We start from the raw sequence: 18,768 nt of genomic DNA, 5'->3' as shown, positions 1-18,768 counted from the left end.
CGGAGACGGTTATCGTGCGCTGCATGGCTCACGATGTTCAGGATGGCGATTTGTCCGCCGCTCGTTCGACGCTGCCGGCGGACCGGTCGGATGTCGGGATCTCCGACACCGTCGATGCGGAGGGGCCGGCATCCGCTGAGCCAGACGGCACGGCACTCGCATCCCATGGGGTGCCTGCCCTCGCTCGTCGCCTGTTCGGCCGGGCGGCTCAGGTCGAGAAGCTGGTGGCCGCACTTGCCGATGTGCGGTGGGGCCGAGGACGGGCGATCGCGCTCGCCGGGGAGCCTGGCATCGGCAAGAGCGCACTGATGTGGACGGTGGCCGCACATGCCCGGGCGACCGGCATCCAGGTGCTCGCGAAACACGTGCAGGGCTCGGACGCACCCTTCCTTCCGGACAGCCTGGATATGCCGGCCAGGGGCGATTCGAACCGCTCTGCAGCACAGCAGACATCCGCTCCCGCTCTGTTGGCGGCCGTGGACGACCTGCATCAACTCCCCGGCGATCAGATTGCGGACGCGGAGCGGCTGATCGAGGCGGCGGCCGTCAGTCCCCTGTTGTGCCTGATGGCCTATCGGCAGCGCCAGCTCTCGCCCGCGCTCGCTTCCGTACTGTCCCGCGCGGCATCAGCGGGTCTGCTGGAGGTGTGGAACCTCGGACCGCTGTCCCAGGAAGAGGCCGAGGAGCTGCTCCGCGACCATCCCGACGTGAAAGACGTCGACGAGGTCCGGCATGAGGCCATGGGCAACCCCCAGTACCTCAAGGTGCTCGCCACCAACGGTGAGGCGAGCACTGACGCGGGTATGGCGATCCTCGGTGAACTGGCCGGTCTCGACCGCACCACTCTCACCACGGTCCAGGCCGCAGCGGTCATCGGCGAACGGTTCCACCCTGAGCTTCTCGCCGCGGTGGCGGGCCTGGCGATGCCGGAGACCATGCGCGCGCTCGACACACTCACCCGCCTGGACCTGGTCCGGCCTGTCGAGCCCGCCCCGCAGCTGTCGCTGCGTCACCGGGCGGTGGGGGACGTCGTCTACCACCGGCTCGAACCCACCGAGCGCTTCGTCCTGCACCAACGTGCCGAGAGGGCACTGGCCGAGCGGGCGGCTCCGATCACACAGCGCGCGCATCACATCGCACGCGCCGCCGACCCGGGCCAACCGGAGCACGTCACGACCTTGATAGCCGCGGCACGCGACTCGCTCCACACCTCCCCCCGGGTGGCAGCCAGTCATCTGCGGACCGCCTTGTCGCTGATCAACGAGGGTGAACCCCACTGGCACGAGGCGCAGGTCCTGTTCGCCCGCACTCGGCTGCTGACCGGAGACGCATCCGAGAGCCGAGCGCTTCTGGACGCACTGCGTTCGGCCATCCCCGGCCAACCGCCCCGCGACGCGAGCGCGATCGCCGATTCCAGCCGCCTCGAACGACGGCTCGGCCACTACTCCGAAGCCGGCGCCATCGCCCGCTCCGGACTCGAAGCGCTGGCCGACAACGACACCGCGACCGCCGCCGCCCTCCACACCGAACTGGCCGACTACGCCTACGACCGGCAGGACTACCGGACATCCCGGGAGCATGCCGAGACGGCCGCGGAGATTGCGCGCAGGCACCATGACCGCGCCGGTGAGGCAAAGGCCCTGGCGCAGGCCGCTGTCGCCCACCTGTTCACGGCCGACCAGACCACGGCACAGACGACGGCGACCAGGGCGGCCGAAATCATCGACGCCGCCTCCGACGCCGCTCTCCTGGCCAACCTGGAGGCCACACACCAACTGGGCATGACCGAGGGCATGCTCGGACGGCTCGCCGACGCCGAACGCCATCTCGAACGCGGTGCGGCGCTGTCCCGGCGCACCGGACAGACGTACATGCAACGGGAGATACTCTCCACGCTCGCGAACACCCAACTCCGTTCCGGAAACCTGCGCCGTGCGCTGGTGACCCTCGACGAAACCGCTCGCCACGTCGAAGGCCTCGGCGGACCCGCGGCTCAGGCGATCATCGCGATGGTGCGGGCCGAGATCCTGTTCTGGCTGAACAGCCCCAGCGATCTTCAGGAGGTGCTGGCACTGGCCGAGCGCGCCGAAACCCTCGCCAGCACCTCGCCGTTCGCCTGGGCCGTCAGTGTCCGCTGCTTCCACGCGGAGTTCGTGCTGCTCACCGGTGACGCGGCACGCGCCCGGTGGCTCCTCGTCGATGCCGCGGGAGGGCCCGAACTGCCCAGGCTCACCACCTGGCGCAAGCCGCGTTGGTGCGACACCCTCGCACAGGCGGCGCTTGCCGAGGGCGACCACGTGTCGGCCGAACACTGGGCGCGACTGGCAGAGGTCTCCTACGAACAGCTTCCCTCCACAGGCCGACGTGGCTTCCCCCTGCGCGCACGCATGCGCGCCCACGCGTTGAACGGGGACACCGATCGGGCGGTCAAGTGCGCACACGACGCCATCGCGGACTTCTCAGCCGGCGGTCAGCGCATCGAGACCTGCAGGACGCTGCTCGCGGCAGCGGACGTGTCCCGGGCCGCAGGGCGAACCGATGACATGGACGGCCTGCTGGGCCGGGCCGCGGACCTGGCCCAGCAGTGCGACTCGGCCCGTCTGGCCGCTGAAGTCGACGACCGGCGAGGCAGAGCCTCCACGCTCCCCGGTTCACCCGGCGCCGACGACGCGCTTGCCGTTCTCACCGGACGGGAACGGGAGATCGCCGGTCTTGTCAGCACCGGACTGACCAACCAGGAGATCGCCGCCACTCTCTTCCTCAGCGTGCGGACGGTGGAGAGCCACCTGGCCCGGATCTACCGAAAACTCGACGTACCCAACCGTGCGAGCCTCACCCGCACCATGCTGAACGCGGTATAGGGCACCCGGCCAGGGATCCTCCGCAAGCCGCCCTCCTTCCACACGCTGCCGGCCGGGCGCTACCTGACGTCGACGTAGTCGTCGGCCGACGTGGAGGCGGCGGTGGTGGTGCTGGTCGCGAAGGAGAAGCGGTAGTAGCCGTCGGCCGTGGCCCTGGTGGTGGTCCTGAGCGCGCCGCCGGCGCCGCTGGTGACCGTCTTCAGGGTGGTGTAGGTGTGGCTGCCCTTCTTCCGGTACTGCAGCAGCACCTTCTGTCCTGTGGCACCCACGTACGTGCCGGCGTTCCAGTCGGCACGCTTCAGCTTGCCGGTGACGGTGACGGTCCTGCCCTTCCTCACCGGTTCCGGGGTGGCGTCGAGGGTCAGCTGGGAGGCCTTCTTGATCCTGGTGGTGGCGACGTCGTCGTCGTAGCTGGCGTTCGCGTAGAGGTCGTAGCCGCCGAGGAACAGCTTCCAGGTCCCGGCGACACCGTTGTTCTTCAGATCGGAAGCCGCGTTGATGTGGAAGACGGCCTTGCAGCTGTAGACACCGGTCCGGGTCGTCGACTCGGTGCAGACGGGGTCGTCGCCGGTACCCAGAGAACCGGTGATGGTGTCCGTGCTGGAGCTGTCGGTGCCCTGCCAGAGAAAGGCTTCCGTGAGCGCGACGCCGCTCGAACTGGTGGCGGTGTAGGTGACGATGACCGTCTTCTTGGTGGTGACGCCCAGGACGATGTCCTTGCCGCCGTTGATGACGGCCTTCGAGAAGGTGATGTTGCCCAGCGAGGTGTCCGGGTGGGCGGTCTTCGCGGTGAAGTCGCCGAGCCCTGCGGAGGCCCCCGGACGCTCCGCCGCCTGAGCGGCTGCCGGAAGTGCGAGCGCGGACACAACGATGGCACCGGAAACGACGGCGGCCGTGGCATGCGTACGCATGTGAATCCCCCCTGGTCGAAAGTGGCCCGCCGAAGTACCTTCTTCGGCCGGGCCTGTTGGCATGTGCACAGTACGCAGCCCGGGGCACGGTCCCGCATCCGCGCAATCACGCAGTCCACTACGCAAGTCCGCCGCAGAAACCGCTGAACGGGTCGGCATGAGCAACGCCGCCCGAGCATGCGCGGTCCGCCGTCACGCCGACTGAAGCGAGCGGCCGTACTACATGGTGAGCGAGAGGCCGAAGACCCCGCAGTCATGTCCGACGATCACCTCGGAACCAGCGGCAGCCAGGCAGGTGACCGCCACGTCCAGGTCGATGTGCTGCACCGTGCCGGTCTCCGGTTCCCATACCCGCAGGCTGCGTCCCTGCTTGCTCCCGGTGAGGAGGACGGTGCCGCGGCCCGGGAGCGTGGTGACAGCCATGGCCGTCAGTGAGCTGCCGGGACCGTCCGGGGGCAGGCCGTCACCGACCGGGGCACCGGTCGCGGGATCCCACAGCATGACCACGCCGTTGCGATCGCCTGTGGCCAGCAGCGTACGGTCGCGCAGGGGCACAGCTGCCACGGCTGCCACGCGGTGACGGAGCTCCTCGAGTGCCCGTTTGCTCAGCGGTACTGCCGCGCCCGGTTCCCAGGGGTCGTCGACGGCCGGATCCCACATGTGTACGTCACCCTGCCTGTCCGAGGCCGCGATCAACGTGTGGCCGGGAGCGCGATCCGGACCGCGGCGATCGATTCGATCGGACGGCCGTAAGGGTTGAGACGCCCGACCGACTCACCCGTCGACGGATCGCGCAACCGGACCGCGCCTCGGGACGTAGCGGTGACGAGCAGGGTCCGGCCGTCCGGCACGGTCGCGATGCACATCCCGCTCACCGCGCCGAGCCAGTTGCCGGCCGGTTCGCGGACCGGACGCCCCGTGATCGGGTCCCACAGGGCGATCGTCCCGGTGTCGCCCCCGCTCGCCAGCAGGATGTGCCCCTCAGGCAGAGGAAGGGCCGTCATCGACCTGACGGGGTCGGGATGTCCCGGCAGCGGGTCATGACGAAGCCGGCCGTCCGCCATGTCCCACAGCCACACCACGCCCCTGTCTCCGGCTCCCGCCACAAGAGTCGGTCCGCCGGATCGTGACACGACCGCCAGCGAGTTGACGCCCTCGTGAGAGCCGGGCGCGGAATCGGCGAACACGGTCATACGGCCCCGGGACGTGCCGTCGGCCGCGAGCAGAGCGCTCCCGTCGCGCCGAAGCCCGGTCACCGCCGCATCGGCTCGCCCGGCCGCCGCGGACGCCACCGCGGTGGCCGACCAGTCGGCGATCGTCCACGCCTGCCCGGCATGGTCCTGAGGGTGCGCGCCGCCGGGAGCATCCGCCAGACAGTCGGCGATCGTCCACGTCCGCTCGCAGTTCGGGCAGCGAAAGCATCCGGTCAGCAACATCAGTTTCCGGGCCCATTCCCTGCCGGTCCATTCCGGGGTGCCCTTGACCGCGACCATGGCGGCGACCAGGCAGAGGACGGCCTGCCCCGGCGTCTCGGGGGGTACGCCCGCCGCCGCGACCGCGCGTGCCACCCTCAGGAAGGGTTCCCATCCCTCCCCCAGCGCCGCTTCCCGCAACGCCGCGGCGACCTCGCCCCAGGGGTGTTCTCCCTGACGGACGTGAGCGGGATCGGGCAATCCCGGCGCCTGGAAGGGCGGACGCAGGGGGTCGACGAAGAACTCGGGGATCTCGGTGTCGATGTCGCACCCGGGGCACACCAGCTGGAGATGACGTTCCTCGGGCACGAGGAACCACCACAGCGTCCTGCCCATGTGGTGACCGGCGAGAGCCACGCAGGAGAGCGCGAGGTAGGCGCAGTCCGTCGCAGGACTGTCGGCGGCGAGGAAGCTTCGCACAGCCGCCTGCTCGGCCGGACGAAGTGCGGCACGGAACCCTTCCTCGAGATCGGCAGGGACGGGAGCACCGCCCTCCGCGGTCACCATGAGTCCCATGTCCACCCACAGGTCCACGAACAGCGCCGGAGACTGCGCCGCTGCCACCTCGACGAGGTGGGGCAGCACTGCGTAGGCTCCGTCGAAGACGGTTTCCTGCTGCAACAGGCCGTCGGCCACGCACCTCCAGGCGGCTTTCCATTCGTCACCGGTGTCGGTGGCACCCGTGGACGCCATCGCCCCCAGGACCTTCTCCACCTCCTCGACCGCCACACCGTGGAGGTCGAGCCAACGGGGGCTCTGCAAGGGCAGCTTGGGAATCATGGGATGAGAACTCTCCATCAACTCTGACGACCGGGGCGCACGGCATCTGGCAGCCACTCCGCGCACATCAGCTCACCATCTGATCGACGACGGCGGCCGCTGAGCCGGGCGCGATCCGGTCCAGAAGCCGGAAGACAGAGCTCCAGCCGTCGAGGACCACGGCCTGTGCGGCGAATCTGCGGGCCTGGGACGGCTCTGCCGCCGTGGCGAGTACGACCATGGCTTCGGTTCGGGGCGAGCGGTAGGGAATCGAGCGGGCGAGTGCCTCGGCCCGGTCCCAGTCGCCGTGGCGTGCGAGCTCCCGGACGACTTCGACGAGTGCCTCGGCCTGTGCCCAGCGGTAGGCGATCGAGTGAACGACGGCCTCGGCCCGGTCCCAGTCGCCGCGGCGTGCGACCTCCCGGACGATGTGTGCCAGCCGTTGCGCGCGCACCTCGGGAGAGTCGACCGAGTCGGTGAGGGCTGTGGCCCGCTCCACCTGCCCGTGCCGGGCCAACAGGAGTGTCACTGCCCTCAGCAGATCGTCCCGGCCGAAGAGTTCGTCGTCGGTGCCGAGCAGTGTCTCCGCCCGGTCGGCCAGGGCGAGGGCCACGTCCTGGCCTGCGGTGTCGGCGACCGCGTCCAGCACAGCCGCCAGGACCGCGCCATCGAGGGGTGCTCTCGGGGAGCGGCGCAGGAGGGCGTCGATCCGGTCCAGGTCTCCTCTGCGGGCTTCGGAGGCCAGGACAGCCGCGAGCATCCGTTCCTTCTCAGGGTCGAGCCGCCGGTAACGGTTCCTCCAGGCTCGTGCGAAGTCCTCCACGCGGTCGGCGAACTCACCGGCCCGGACCTGGTCGCCGGTGGCGGCGGCCACCTCCACGAGCAGGACCAGTACGTTCACCGACCACAGCTCGTCGGCGGGGACGTGACGGCTCATCTCCTCGGCACGAGCGGCGAACCTGAGCGCGTGACGGGTGTCGCCGTTGCAGGCCGCCACCTTCGCCAGCATGGCCCAGGCCCTGAGCTGCTCGTGCGGATAGCGGAGCCCTTCTGCCAGGGCCGCAGCCCTGTCGTGTGCGCCGGTCCGGGCCCCCGCCAGGAGCAGGGCGACCAGTGCCCGGTCCCGCAGTGGACGCCGGGGAATCGATTCGACCAGCGCCTGGGCGCCCCGAAGATCTCCGGCGCCGGCCGCGGCCTGCACCAGTTCCACCAGCACGTCACCCTGGCGGTTCTGATCGCTGATCGTGTACGCCAGCTCAGCCGCGCGGGCGAGCCGGCCCGAGCGGGCCAGCCCCGTAGTGAACCAGCGGGGATCCCACTTGTCGCCTCTGACCGCGTCGCACCACGCCGACAGACGCAGAACCGCAGCCAGGCACGGCTCGAACCCGCTGCGAAGGATGTCCCGGCCGGCGTCGTTCTCGGGGGCCAGGCCGTCGCCCTCCTCCGCATCCCGCTTCGCCCGGAGCCAGGTGCCCCAGTTGTCCAGCCGGTCCAGCATGCCTGTGGTGCTCCCCTGATACTTCCGTGGGCGCCGGTCTCCCCGGTCGGCCTGGACACCGATTCTGCCGCGCACAGCATGGCCACGGGTCCGTGGAATCACGTAGGTCATCACGGAAGTCCCATGCCGGGGCTCGGAAGTTCAAAAGCCGCGCTTCACCAGCAGCCGCCCGGAAGTCGCCGGGAGGTCAGCCGATCCGGTAACACGGCCTGGAGGTCTCCGAAGGCGTAGGCCCGGTTGTGACACGAGTGCCGACGAGACGATGTCCGGCCGAGCCGGTGCCTCCGTCGTACAGCCGACTCCGGGCGGGAAGCCGGGCGGCGCACCCTTCTTGCTCCGCCCTGCGGCCCATCCGGCCCCGGGCACCTGGTGCCGGCTGTGCGGCCCCATAGGGTGAACTGTGGGGAACGAACATCGACGCGGGTGAGCAGGTCACCGGCTGAGCGGGGGGCGACGGCGTGGCAGGACTGGTGGGCAGGTCGTCGGAACTCGCACGGCTGGACGCCCTCCTTGCGGACCTGGGCGGGTCAGACCTGCCGAAGGTCGTCGACATCGTCGGTGAACCCGGCATCGGCAAGAGCAAGTTGCTCGACGAAGTGTGCGCGCGGGCCCGCACAACCGGGTTCACCGTACTGCGCGGCCGGGCCGCGGAGTACGAACAGCACGTCCCCTACCAGTTGTTCACCGACGCGTTGGCCGACCCAGGCCCACAGGACGCCGACCCCGCCCTCGCCGAAGCGCGCTCGGTGCTGTGCGGCATCCGGAAGGGGCCGCGCGACGGATCCGCCGAAGGCACCGCCGCCCGGTTCGAGCTGCATCGTGCGATCGCCGCGTTCCTGACGCACCTGGGTGAGCGGGGTCTGGTGCTGGCCCTGGACGACCTGCACTGGGCGGATCCCGCCTCCCGCGAGCTCGTGGACCACCTGGTCCGGCACCCTGCGCGTGGACGCGTCCTCCTGGTGGTGGCCCGGCGGATCCGGCAGACACCGATCTCTCTGACCGCGGCGCTGACGCGCGGCGCAGCCGGCGGAGCCGTGCTCCAGCTCGCCCTGGAGCCGCTCTCCGAGCAGGAATCCGTCCGGGCGCTGGCTCCCGGCGTTCCCGAGGACCGGGCCAAGCAGCTGCACGCCGCCAGCGAGGGCAACCCCCTGTATCTGTTCGCCCTGGTGCACGCCTACCGCACGGGGGTGTCACCGCACGGCCACACACCCCACGGACACGGCGACGGCCTGGACCCGATCGGCGTACCCGGTGGGCTCGCCGCGCTGCTGCTCGACGAGTTGGCCACGCTCACCGAGCCGCAGAGCCGGCTCGTCGAGGCGGTCGCGGCGCTCGGCGACCACGCGACGCCCGGCATGCTGACCGTGGCGACCGGACTGTCACCCCAGGACATCGAGAGCGGGACCGGTGCCCTGGTCGTGCGGGATCTGCTGCGCCCAGGGCCGGGCGGCCGGTGGGCGCTGCGCCATCCCCTGCTCCGGGCCCTGGTCTACGAGGGAACCGCGCCGGGGTGGCGGGCCGAGGTCCATCGCCGTGCCGCGCGCGAACTGGCCCGTGGCGGCGCTCCCGCCACCGAGCGGGCCCGCCACGTCGAAAGGTCGCTGACCGGCTGGGACCCGCAGGCCGCACAGGTGCTCGTCGAGGCCGCCGCAGGGTTCGCGGCGACCGCGCCGGCGACGGCCGCCCATCTGCTGGATGTCGTCCTCACTCATATGCCGGACAGCCCCGAGCGTTTCGCAGAACGCGGCGAACTGGTCCTGGCCAGAGCCCGCGCGCTGGGCGTCAGCGGGAGCCTCCAGGAGAGCCGGGACCTGCTGCACATCCTGATCGAGACGGCCGGCAAGGGCCATCCTGAACTGCGTACGCAGGCCGTCGCCCAGTGCGCTGTGATGGAGCGGCACCTCGGCCACTCCCCCGAGGCCACCGCCCTGCTGCGCCGTGAGCTGTCCCGCGATCCCGGCCCGTCACCCACCCAGGCGGTCTCCCTGCGACTGGCTCTCGGGATGTCCGCCCTGCTGACCGCGTCCTATCCGGAGGCACGCGAGGACGTCGCGGAGGCTGTCGCCGTCGCACGTTGCCACGACCATCCGAGCGGCGAGGCGGCGGCGCTGGCCCTGGCAGCCCTGGGTGAGGCGTACGAGGGGGAGACGGAGGCGGCGGCTCGTTTCGCCGATGCCGCCGGTTCACTCGCCGACGCGCTGACCGATCCCGGTCTCGCGGATCTGTGCGAGGCGCTGGTCTGGCTGGCCTGGGCGGAAACCCTGCTGGAGCGCTACGGCGACGCCGAGCGGCACATCACCCGAGGGCTCCGCATCGCCCGCCGCACCGGACAACTCCATGTCCTGCCCCACCTGTTGACGAGCCGGGCCTTCGTCCACCTCACCACCTGCCGGCTGCCGTCCGCGCTGGAGGCCGCCGAGGAGGCGGAGTCCATCGCCCGGGCCGCGGGCAGCGACGAACTCCTGGGCTTCACCCTGGCCATCAAGACACTGGTGCTGTTGCTGGTGCGCCCGCTGGGGGACGGCAGCGCCCTGGCCACCGGCGAGGAGGCCGTCGCCGCGGCAGGCCGGAGCAGGGGCTGGTGGTCCTCCCTGGCCTGGTGCATGCTCGGGCACGCGACGTACGTGAGCGGAGACCCCCACCGCGCACAGGAGGCCATCACGACGGCAGGCGGCGGCGCTGAACTGCCGCTGCTGCAACCGTCGATCCGTCCGGGCCAGCTCGACACCCTCGTGGGCGCGGCCCTCGCCGCCGGTGACGTGGACCAGGCGGTGCGCTGGGCCGCACAGGCGAGGCGCGAGGCCGACCGGCTCGGTCTCGACGGTCAGCGCGCGGCCGCCCTGCGCGCCGAGGCCTCGCTGGTCGAGCGCCACGGCGACACCGGCACGGCCGTACGGCTCCTCGAAGCGGCCGCACAGGAATACGTCCGCTGCGGCCAGACCCTGTGGGAGGCGTACTCCCTGCTACGGGCGGCGCCCCTGGCGCAGCGCACCGGGCAGGGGGCGCGCGCCGCCGTGATGTGGCACCGGGCCCACCGGATCGCCGTCGCCGGCGGCGCGCGCCTGCTGGTGGACCTTGCCGAATTGATCCGCCCCCAGGTGATGACGGAGACGGCGACGGTGCCGGCGCAGCTGGCGGAACTGACGGCCCGTGAGCTGGAGGTGGCCGAGCTCGTGGCGCTGGGGCTGAGCAACCAGGACATCGCCGCTCGGCTCCACCTCAGCCGACGCACCGTCGAGACGCACCTGTCCTCGATCTACCGGAAGGCGTCGGTGCCCTCCCGCGCGGCCCTGGCCGGACTCATGACCCGTGTCGGGCTGGGTGCCGGACCCTGAGCGACGTCAGTGTGCCGGGGCCGCCCGCGCGGACACGTCCGTGAAACCCCGGACCACCGCGCATCCGGCCCGGGCACCTGGGGCGCGGTGAAACACGTGGGGAGTTACGTGTTTTCACCGAGGCCTCTTCCCCCCGCGGCCGTCTACGTTCGGCAGTCGGACGGATCAGTCGGTGCAGAGGGGACTGCGTGAAGAGCAACACCTGGTGTGTACGGGGAACTTGGGTGGCGCTCGCGGTGGCGGGGAGTCTGCTGGCCGGGTGTTCGGCGCAGGGGGCGGACGGCGGCTCCTCGCGTCGGACGGGGTCTCCCGCGCACACCGCGGCGCCCGAAGCCACGGCGCCCCCGTCGGGCGGCTCTTCCCCCACCCCCGCCTTCAGACCCGACGCCGACCTCGTCCCCAGGACCTCGAAGGACGGGCAGGACCTGGTGGACTCCGTGGTGTTCGCTCCGGGCGACTGGGGCCGGGGCTTCGTCGCGCAGGACCCGGCCGAGAGCACCCCGGGCACCTGGGCCGTGCTGGACGGCAACTGCCACTGGGAGCGGCCGAAGCTCCCCCGAGGCGTACTGGCCGGCCTGTCCCGCTACAGCCGGCTGCCCGCAGGCGGAGGGAAAGGTGCCGTCAAGGTGACGGCCTCGGCCACCGTGCACTCCTCCGTCCTCGGCGCCGACGAACAGCTGAGCACCACGCTGGAGGAACCCCTGCGCTGCCCGGAGCAACAGCCACGGGCCGACGAACGGATCACGGGTCTGAACAGCCTCGGCACCCCCTTCGGCGCCCGCGAGCAGGACTACGCCGACGACTCGGTACTGGAGGCCGGTCAGTACGTCGGGAAGGGCGGCAACGCCCAGCCGTACCTGTGGATGGTCGCCCGGCTGGGCACGGTCGTCGTGGCCGTCTCCGTGACGGGCGGAAAAGGGCACACCCAGGAAGAACTCCAGGGACTGGGCAGCACCGCCCTGGGTCAGATGCTGGTGCGCGTCCGGCAGCGATTGAAGGGGAAGTGATGGAGCCGCTGCGTACCTCGGACCCGTCCCGGCTGGCGGGCCATCGGATGCTCGGGCGGCTCGGCGCGGGTGGCATGGGTGTGGTGTACCTGGCCCGCTCGGCCGGCGGTGCACTGGTCGCGCTGAAGGTGATTCAGGCCGAGTACGCCGAGGACGCCGGATTCCGGGAGCGTTTCCGGCGCGAGGCCGAGACGGCCCGCCGGATGACCAGCCCCTGGGTGGCGTCTCTGGTGGACGCGGACCCCGAGGCGGCGGCGCCCTGGCTGGCCACCGTCTTCGTGCCGGGGCCCTCGCTGGGTGAGGCTCTCGCGGCACACGGGCCACTGCCCGTACGGAGCGTGCGGGTGCTGGGCGCCCGGCTCGCCCAGGCGCTGAGCGACCTCCACGCGGTCGGTCTCGTGCACCGGGACGTCAAGCCGGGCAATGTGCTGCTGGCGCTCGACGGCCCCCGGCTGATCGACTTCGGTGTCGCCCGCGATCTTGAGGACACCGCGCTCACGTCGACCGGTGTCGTGGTCGGCACCCCCGGCTTCCTGGCACCGGAACAGGCCCAGGGCGGGCGGGAGGTGGGCCCGGCCGGCGACGTCTTCTCGCTGGGCTGCGTGCTGGCCCACGCGGCCACCGGCCGGCCCCCGTTCGGTACGGGCTCCCCCGACGCGCTGCTGTACCGGACGGTGCACGACACCCCGGATCTGGAGGGTGTTCCGCCGGAGCTCGCCGAATTGGTGCGCGGCTGTCTGGAGAAGGACCCGCGGCAGCGGCCCACTGCGGAGGCGTTGTCGCAGGCCCTCGCGGCCACCGAGCCCGCCGACCCGCGGGAGATCCTCCGGGCGGTACGTCCCGCGCGGCAGGACCAGGAACCCGCTGACGAGGACTGGTTGCCCGAGCCGTTGATCCGGCTGATCGCCGAACGGTCGGCCGCGGGGCTCGGGCTGCCCGCCGTCGATGACACCGAGGTCGCCTCCGAGTCCGCCGACACCACCGCGGCGGACGACGCGGGCGCACAGCCGTCGGGACGTGCCGTCGGCAGACGCCGGCTCCTCGTCCTCACCGGGGGCGCGGTGACCGTCGCGGCCGGAGGCGGTCTGGCCGCCTGGGCCGCTCTCTCCGGTGACGGCAAGGGGAACGGCTCCACCGCCGCCCCGACGGCGAAGGGGCCCGTGCACACGATCGGCCTGCACGCGGATCTGAGCGGTGACCACAGGGCGGTGGGCCGGGCTCAGGAGCGGGGGCTGCGGCTCGCCGTCGACGAGTTCAACTCCCGTGGCGGCAGGCCGTTCACGCTCGCCGTGCGGACGGTGGACGACGGCGGGGTTCCGGCCAGGTCCCCGGCGGCGGCCAAGCGGCTGGTCGCCGACCCTTCCGTGCTGGCCGTGATCGGTCCCACCACGGACGACACCGCCCTGGCCTCGCTGGCGACGTACGACACCGCGTCACTGCCCCTCATCGCCGTGTCACCCGGCGCCACCGTGCTGGGCGTGACGGGCAGCCGGTCCTTCCTCCACGCCCGCGTGACGGACACGATCCTGCCCTTCTATCTCCGCGCCTACCTGCACGGCACCGCCAAGTCGCACACGATCGGAATCGTCGACGACCGGGCGGCGGACGCGTACGGGTGGGAGATCAGCAGCGCGCTGTCCCGCATGCTTCACCAGGACCGGCAGCCGGTCGTTCCCAAGGTGGTCAGCGCGTTGCGCAGGGACTTCGGACCGACGCTCGACGCCCTGCTCGACGGTGGAGCGGACTCCGTGGTGTTCGCCGGCTACCACGACCGCGCAGCGCTGCTGGCCCGGGAATTGACGCACCGTCATTTCGCGGGTGCACGAGCCGCCGCCCAGGGTGTGCTCGACGCCCGGTTCCTGTCCGCCGCCGGGGACGCGGCCGACGGCTGGGTGGTCGTCGCCCCCGTCATGGACGCCTCCGTGGCACCCGAGGCCAAGGCGTTCGCGGCCGCGTACCGCAGGCGTTTCGACGCCGAACCGCAGCGGTATGCCGTCGAGGCGTACGACGTGGCCCGGTTGATCGTGCAGGCTCTGAGTTCGCCGTCCGCCGGGCGCGTGACCCGGCAGAACCTGGCGACGGCGCTGCGCGGGGCCTCGTACAAGGGGATCACCAAGAACTTCGCCTTCGACAAGAAGACGGGGTCACTGGTCATCGACGGCCGTGGCGTCTATCTGTGGAAGGTCGACGGCGGCCGGTTCAGGTACCAGGGCGCGGCGCCGTTCCAGGTGTCCACCTGATGGGGCGCTGATGGAGCCGTTGCGCGGCGCCGACCCGGCCGGGATCGCGGGCTACCGGCTGCTGCGCCGGCTGGGCGCGGGCGGCATGGGCGTGGTGTACCTGGCCCGCTCCGGCTCGGGCTCACTGGCCGCTGTGAAGGTCATACGCCCCGCCCATGCGGACGATCCGGGTTTCCGGGCCCGTTTCCGCCGTGAGGTGGAGACGGCGGGCCGGGTCACCAGCCCCTGGGTCGTACCGCTGCTCGACGCGGACCCGGACGCGGAGTCGCCGTGGCTCGCCACTGCGTTCGTGCCGGGCCCCTCACTGGCGGAGACGGTCGAGGCGGGCGGGCCGCTGCCGTACCGCTCGGTGCGGTTCCTGGGGGCCCGCCTCGCCGAGGCGCTGGAGGCCGTGCACGGGGCAGGTCTGGTGCACCGGGACGTCAAGCCGGGCAATGTGCTGCTGGCGGTCGACGGACCGCGGATGATCGACTTCGGTATCGCCCGGATGCCGGAGGACACCGCGCTCACCGCCAGCGGGATGGTGGTCGGCTCCCCCGGATTCCTCTCCCCCGAACAGGCCCAGGGACGGGGCAGGGAGATCGGGCCGGCCAGCGACGTCTTCTCGCTCGGCTGTCTGCTGGCATTCGCCGCGACGGGCGAACGCCCCTTCGGCCGGGGCTCCGCGGCCGAGGCGCTGGTGCGTACGGTCCACGACGAACCCGAGCTGGACGGCGTACCGGCACCGCTGCTGCCGTTGCTGCGGAACTGTCTGGCCAAGGAGCCGGGCTCCCGGCCCCCCGTGGCCGACATCCGGCGAGCCCTGGACGGGACGGAGCCCGACGACCGGGACGGCTCGGGCGGGGGCTGGTTGCCCGAATCGTCCACCCGGCTGATCGCGCGCCGTTCGACCGCCGCTCTCGCCCTGCCCGCCGTCGAGGCGACCGAGGTGTCCGGCGCTCCGCCCGGCATCGACACCGTGGCCGACTCGGAGGTGCCGCCGAAGGGCGCCACCCGACGCCGCTTCCTGGTGCTGGGCCCGGCCGCCGGGGTTCTGGCGGCGGGCGCGACGACGGCCTGGTGGACGGCGGACCGCCCCGGTCGTGTATCGACGCGCGGCGGCGGCACCCGGCTTCCGCGCACGGTGGTCGCCCTGCACGCCGATCTGACGGGAGGGCACAAGGCGGCAGGACTCGCCCAGGAGAACGGTGTCCGGCTCGCCGTCGACCATCTCAACTCCCGCAGCGACCGCGGCTTCGACCTCGCGCTCCAGGTGCACGACGACGCGGGCAGCCCGACCCGGGCGCGACGGATCGCGCGGCGACTCGCGGCCGACAAACGGGTCCGCGCAGTGATCGGGCCGACCACCGACGCCTGCGCCGAGGCCGTTGTCGCCGAGTACCAGAAGGCACTGCTGCCCTTGGTCTCCGTGTCGGTCGGGCTCGAAGGGGTGACGTACCGGACCTACGCGGCCACCCGGCCCCCCGACCGCAACCTGGCGGCGCCCCTGGTCGCGTACCTCGTCCGCACCGCCCGGGCCCGCAGGACGGTGCTGATCGACGACGCGGCCGAGGGAGACTTCAGCTGGAACATCTGCGCATCGGTCGGTGACGCCATGCGCTCCGGGCACCACGCGACGACCCGGCGTACCCTCGCCGCCGAGGACGACAGCGCCGACGGCTTCCGTGCCCTCGCGGAGTCTGTGGTCGACGCGGAAGCGGACGCGGTGGTGTTCGCCGGTGGACATGCGCGCGCCGCGAAACTGGCGCTCGCGCTGCGCGGCGCCGGCTACTCGGGTGTGCGACTGGCCACCGAGCGCGCTCTCGACCCCCGCTTCCTCGCCTCGGCGGGCAACGCCGCCGAGGGATGGGTCTTCGCCACCGCCTTCCTCGATCCGACGCGTGTGACGGCCGCGAAGTCCTTCGTCACCGCCTACCGCGAACGCTTCGGCACCGCCCCGCCCTGGTACTCCGCCGAGGCCTACGACGCGGCGCTCTTCGTGGGCCGCGCGATGACGACACCGGGCGCGTCCGGCGCGGCACGCGGCACGATCGTGGGACGGCTGCGCGACATCGACTACCGCGGGATCACCAAGAGACTGCGCTACACGTCGTCGAGCACCGGCTACACCGTGAAGGCGCTGTACCTCTTCCGGGCGTCCGGCGGCCGATTCCGCTTTCTCGGCCAGTACGAGGACGCCACGGCCTGAGCCGGTACGGGGACGGGAACCGACCGGACCGCCCGACCGCGTCACGAATCCTCGATGGCTGTCACGTAGGTCCAGCCGTGCCGAACGTTTCCGCGTTCCCGGCAGTCGACGCGTGTGACGTCGGGCCCTCCGTTGCTGCGCGAGAGCATTCCGCTGATCAGCGTGCGGTACGCGAAGAACAGCGTCGCGGCCACGGTCACGACGAAGGCGATTTCAGGCCCGTAACCCGTGCTCGTGGCGGTGCGGGTCACGTGGAAAAGGCCGTAGCCGCTGAGGACCGTCGCCGGCGCGCACACCTTCCACAACAACCCGTGCCTGCGGCGCTCAGCACGCACTTCGGCGAACGACGGGAGCGCCACCAGGAGTCGAGCGCCGCAGTGGTCGCACGTCGCGTGGGCCTCGTTCCTGTGTTGCTCGAAACGCTCCAGACGGCCCGCGTCGTCGTTGGTGAGGGCGAGCGTCCGCGTGTGGTGGTGACCGCCCTCCTTGCTGACGATGTGCGTGATCCTGTACTCGAAGGTCCCCGACACCTCTGCGGCCACGGCTCCCGCCCCTCCCCCTGGTCCGGTTCACCTTCGATTCTCGGGCCGCCGCGGCGGCATGCCGCCGGGATCGCACCACCCGGAACAACCCTAGGCCGGTACCGAATTCACCGTCGTCAACCGGGCTTTGGGACTCTTCGCCGCGCTGCGAGCCCGCACCGGGCGGCCCCGCGCCACCCGGCACTGGACCCCGCTCGTGCGTGCGGCGTCGTGGCTCGTCGGCCGGGCCGGCGACGAGGCGGGCCGCTTCACGGTCACCGTGAGCGGGGAGTGCGGCGGGCTGCCGGTCACCCGCCGACTGGGTATGACGGCCCGCTCCATTCCTGGCTGGCACCGCACGAACTGCGCGCGGCGCTGCGCGAGCGCGGGATCGCCCTGTGGCGGAGCGACGACGAGGACGGCTGGCGCCCTTGGGAGGGGTGACGGGCCGTCAGGCGGCCGCCTCCCGGGACGGAGCGGCCCTGACTCGGGCGCGGGTCCGGATCGGGTCCGTCCGCCTTCGGGCGGTGCCCGGACGGGAGCGGAGCGTTCAGACCGGGCTTGCGGGGTGTGCCGCCGTCGCGGACCGGGGCGGCCAGGTCTGTGGTGAGAGGATGCCGAGCACGTAGGCCCGGGCGACCAGCGCCGGGCGGGTGGCGGCGTCGAGCAGGGCGCGCAAGCGGCTCAGGTGGTAGTCCACCGTCTGCCGGGACAGGCGCAGCTTCGCCGCGATGTCCGCGTTGCTGTGCCCGGCCGCGAGCAGGGCGAGTATGCGGACCTGGGCGGCCGTCAGGTCCGGTCGGGCCTGATGGGGCAGGCCGAGGTGAGTGCCGACGGCCCATACGCCGGACACACCGGGGGTCGTACCGCACACGGTGCTCAGATGGATTCGGGCCCGGCGCCGCCGGCCGTCCCGGTCGACGAGTACGGCACAGGTGCGGGCGCTTCGGCGCCGGCCGCTGATCAGGTCGTCCCAGACCCGGTGCAGGGCGCTGCGTTCGGGTGTCCTGGCGAGCAGGGTGTCGGCCGGCAGACCTATCAGATCGGAGAGCCGGATGCGCAGGACATCGGCGACCACGGTGCCGGCCTCGCTGACCCGGCCGTCCGGGGTCAGACGGACGCAGAGCAGTCCGCTGTGGTCGCGCAGGGCCTGTAAGTCGGCCTCGGCCTGGTGTCGTTGGTCCAGCACCTGGGCGTAGTCGGTGACGTCGACGTAGATGCCCGCGATACAGCGGGCCGCGCCCCAGCGGACGGGGAAGCGGTAGCCCGCCGCACGGCCCGGGCAGCCGTCGACGCGCCGGTAGGTGAGGGTGTGCCGTACCGGCCGGCCGCGCGTCAGGACCTCCTGGTCGAGGGCGAGGAACCGGGTGATGTCACCAGCTTCGTCGACGTCGGCGAGGTGACGGCCGATCACGGCGTCGCGCGTGGTGCCGTACAGGTGGGCATAGGCATGGTTGGCCCACAGGTAACGGCCCGTGGCGTCGCGCACGAATGCCGCGGCCGGGGCGAGGTCGGCGAACGTGGCGTACGGGTCGTCGTCCGGCCGGTCGACCACCTCGATCGCCACTCCCCTGCTGCCGTGCCGTCCCGGCCCGCCGCCGAGTTCCGGCCAGTGGACGTGGAAGGTTCTGCCCTCGAAAGACGCACGGTACGGGACGCAGCCGGACGCGCCGGACGGGCCGCCGTCCGCGTGGAGGGCCTCGAGGAACCGGCGGGTGGCGCGCCGGTCGTCGAACGCGGCGCCCCCGCTGTCGACCACGCCCAGACCGCTGTCGGCCTCCCACCAGGACACCGCAAGAGGCGCGAGCAACGCCTTGAAATCAGCTTCGTCCACGTCAAACTCCTTCAACCCTGCACCACATCACTTTGGGTGACACCTCATGCGTATCCCGTAGGGGAGGGGGCATGCGAGCGGGGCGGACGCTCCGTGCTGTGCGTCGGCGGCGCTAGCGCATCACCACACCTTCACCTGACAC

11 protein-coding genes are annotated in these 18,768 nt (G+C 71.9%); 5 read left to right on the top strand and 6 right to left on the bottom strand.

Going from position 1 to position 18,768, the window contains the following annotated elements:
• Nucleotides 1-170: 170 nt before the first annotated feature.
• Nucleotides 171-2,861 (top strand): LuxR family transcriptional regulator, encoded by a 2,691-nt coding sequence (locus tag FB157_RS16470; RefSeq protein WP_186581538.1) that lies wholly within the window; start codon nucleotides 171-173, stop codon nucleotides 2,859-2,861.
• A gap of 59 nt (nucleotides 2,862-2,920) precedes the next feature.
• Here FB157_RS16470 and FB157_RS16465 read toward each other — a convergent pair whose 3' ends face one another.
• The 4 genes from FB157_RS16465 to FB157_RS16455 all read right to left on the bottom strand — a co-directional run bounded on the left by FB157_RS16465 (nucleotide 2,921) and on the right by FB157_RS16455 (nucleotide 7,501).
• Entirely contained in the window at nucleotides 2,921-3,772 is an 852-nt protein-coding gene (locus FB157_RS16465; RefSeq protein ID WP_145880317.1) for a hypothetical protein, read from the bottom strand.
• A 219-nt stretch (nucleotides 3,773-3,991) separates the two neighbouring features.
• The gene (locus tag FB157_RS48425) at nucleotides 3,992-4,345 is read right to left on the bottom strand and encodes a hypothetical protein (protein ID WP_261386337.1); all 354 of its coding nucleotides are present in this window, start codon (nucleotides 4,343-4,345) and stop codon (nucleotides 3,992-3,994) included.
• Between the two features lie 119 nt (nucleotides 4,346-4,464).
• Nucleotides 4,465-6,024 (bottom strand): WD40 repeat domain-containing protein, encoded by a 1,560-nt coding sequence (locus FB157_RS16460; RefSeq protein WP_261386336.1) that lies wholly within the window; start codon nucleotides 6,022-6,024, stop codon nucleotides 4,465-4,467.
• A 67-nt stretch (nucleotides 6,025-6,091) separates the two neighbouring features.
• The gene (locus FB157_RS16455; RefSeq protein ID WP_145880315.1) at nucleotides 6,092-7,501 is read right to left on the bottom strand and encodes a hypothetical protein; all 1,410 of its coding nucleotides are present in this window, start codon (nucleotides 7,499-7,501) and stop codon (nucleotides 6,092-6,094) included.
• Between the two features lie 458 nt (nucleotides 7,502-7,959).
• On the opposite strand from FB157_RS16455, the gene FB157_RS16450 reads away from it, so the two are divergent.
• The 4 genes from FB157_RS16450 (at nucleotide 7,960) to FB157_RS16435 (ending at nucleotide 16,271) form a co-directional block, all read left to right on the top strand.
• On the top strand, nucleotides 7,960-10,836 hold the full coding sequence (locus tag FB157_RS16450; RefSeq protein WP_315903818.1) for a helix-turn-helix transcriptional regulator: 2,877 nt from the start codon (nucleotides 7,960-7,962) through the stop codon (nucleotides 10,834-10,836).
• 188 nt (nucleotides 10,837-11,024) lie between these two features.
• A complete protein-coding gene (locus FB157_RS16445) occupies nucleotides 11,025-11,843 on the top strand; it encodes a hypothetical protein (protein WP_145880314.1) in 819 nt (272 codons plus the stop codon).
• Entirely contained in the window at nucleotides 11,843-14,083 is a 2,241-nt protein-coding gene (locus FB157_RS16440) for a bifunctional serine/threonine-protein kinase/ABC transporter substrate-binding protein (protein WP_145880311.1), read from the top strand. Before FB157_RS16445 ends, FB157_RS16440 begins: the two co-directional genes overlap by 1 nt.
• A gap of 10 nt (nucleotides 14,084-14,093) precedes the next feature.
• Entirely contained in the window at nucleotides 14,094-16,271 is a 2,178-nt protein-coding gene (locus tag FB157_RS16435) for a bifunctional serine/threonine-protein kinase/ABC transporter substrate-binding protein (protein WP_145880309.1), read from the top strand.
• Nucleotides 16,272-16,312: 41 nt separating this feature from the next.
• Here FB157_RS16435 and FB157_RS16430 read toward each other — a convergent pair whose 3' ends face one another.
• A complete protein-coding gene (locus FB157_RS16430; protein ID WP_145880307.1) occupies nucleotides 16,313-16,813 on the bottom strand; it encodes a hypothetical protein in 501 nt (166 codons plus the stop codon).
• 529 nt (nucleotides 16,814-17,342) lie between these two features.
• Nucleotides 17,343-18,626 (bottom strand): PAS domain-containing protein, encoded by a 1,284-nt coding sequence (locus tag FB157_RS16425; RefSeq protein WP_145880305.1) that lies wholly within the window; start codon nucleotides 18,624-18,626, stop codon nucleotides 17,343-17,345.
• Between the last annotated feature and the right edge of the window lie 142 nt (nucleotides 18,627-18,768).

This window comes from Streptomyces sp. BK340, from assembly GCF_007827595.1.
In the GTDB taxonomy this organism is placed as follows: domain Bacteria; phylum Actinomycetota; class Actinomycetes; order Streptomycetales; family Streptomycetaceae; genus Streptomyces.
The sequence above is the reverse complement of the archived record's forward strand: the minus strand, read 5'-3'. Positions and strand labels throughout refer to the sequence as shown.

What these genes read in the sequence shown, in the direction of transcription:
- FB157_RS16465 (WP_145880317.1), bottom strand. Translation starts at nt 3,772, where the DNA reads ATGCGTACGCATGCCACGGCCGCCGTCGTTTCCGGTGCCATCGTTGTG.
- FB157_RS16460 (WP_261386336.1), bottom strand. Translation starts at nt 6,024, where the DNA reads ATGATTCCCAAGCTGCCCTTGCAGAGCCCCCGTTGGCTCGACCTCCAC.
- FB157_RS16455 (WP_145880315.1), bottom strand. Translation starts at nt 7,501, where the DNA reads ATGCTGGACCGGCTGGACAACTGGGGCACCTGGCTCCGGGCGAAGCGG.
- FB157_RS16440 (WP_145880311.1), top strand. Translation starts at nt 11,843, where the DNA reads ATGGAGCCGCTGCGTACCTCGGACCCGTCCCGGCTGGCGGGCCATCGG.
- FB157_RS16435 (WP_145880309.1), top strand. Translation starts at nt 14,094, where the DNA reads ATGGAGCCGTTGCGCGGCGCCGACCCGGCCGGGATCGCGGGCTACCGG.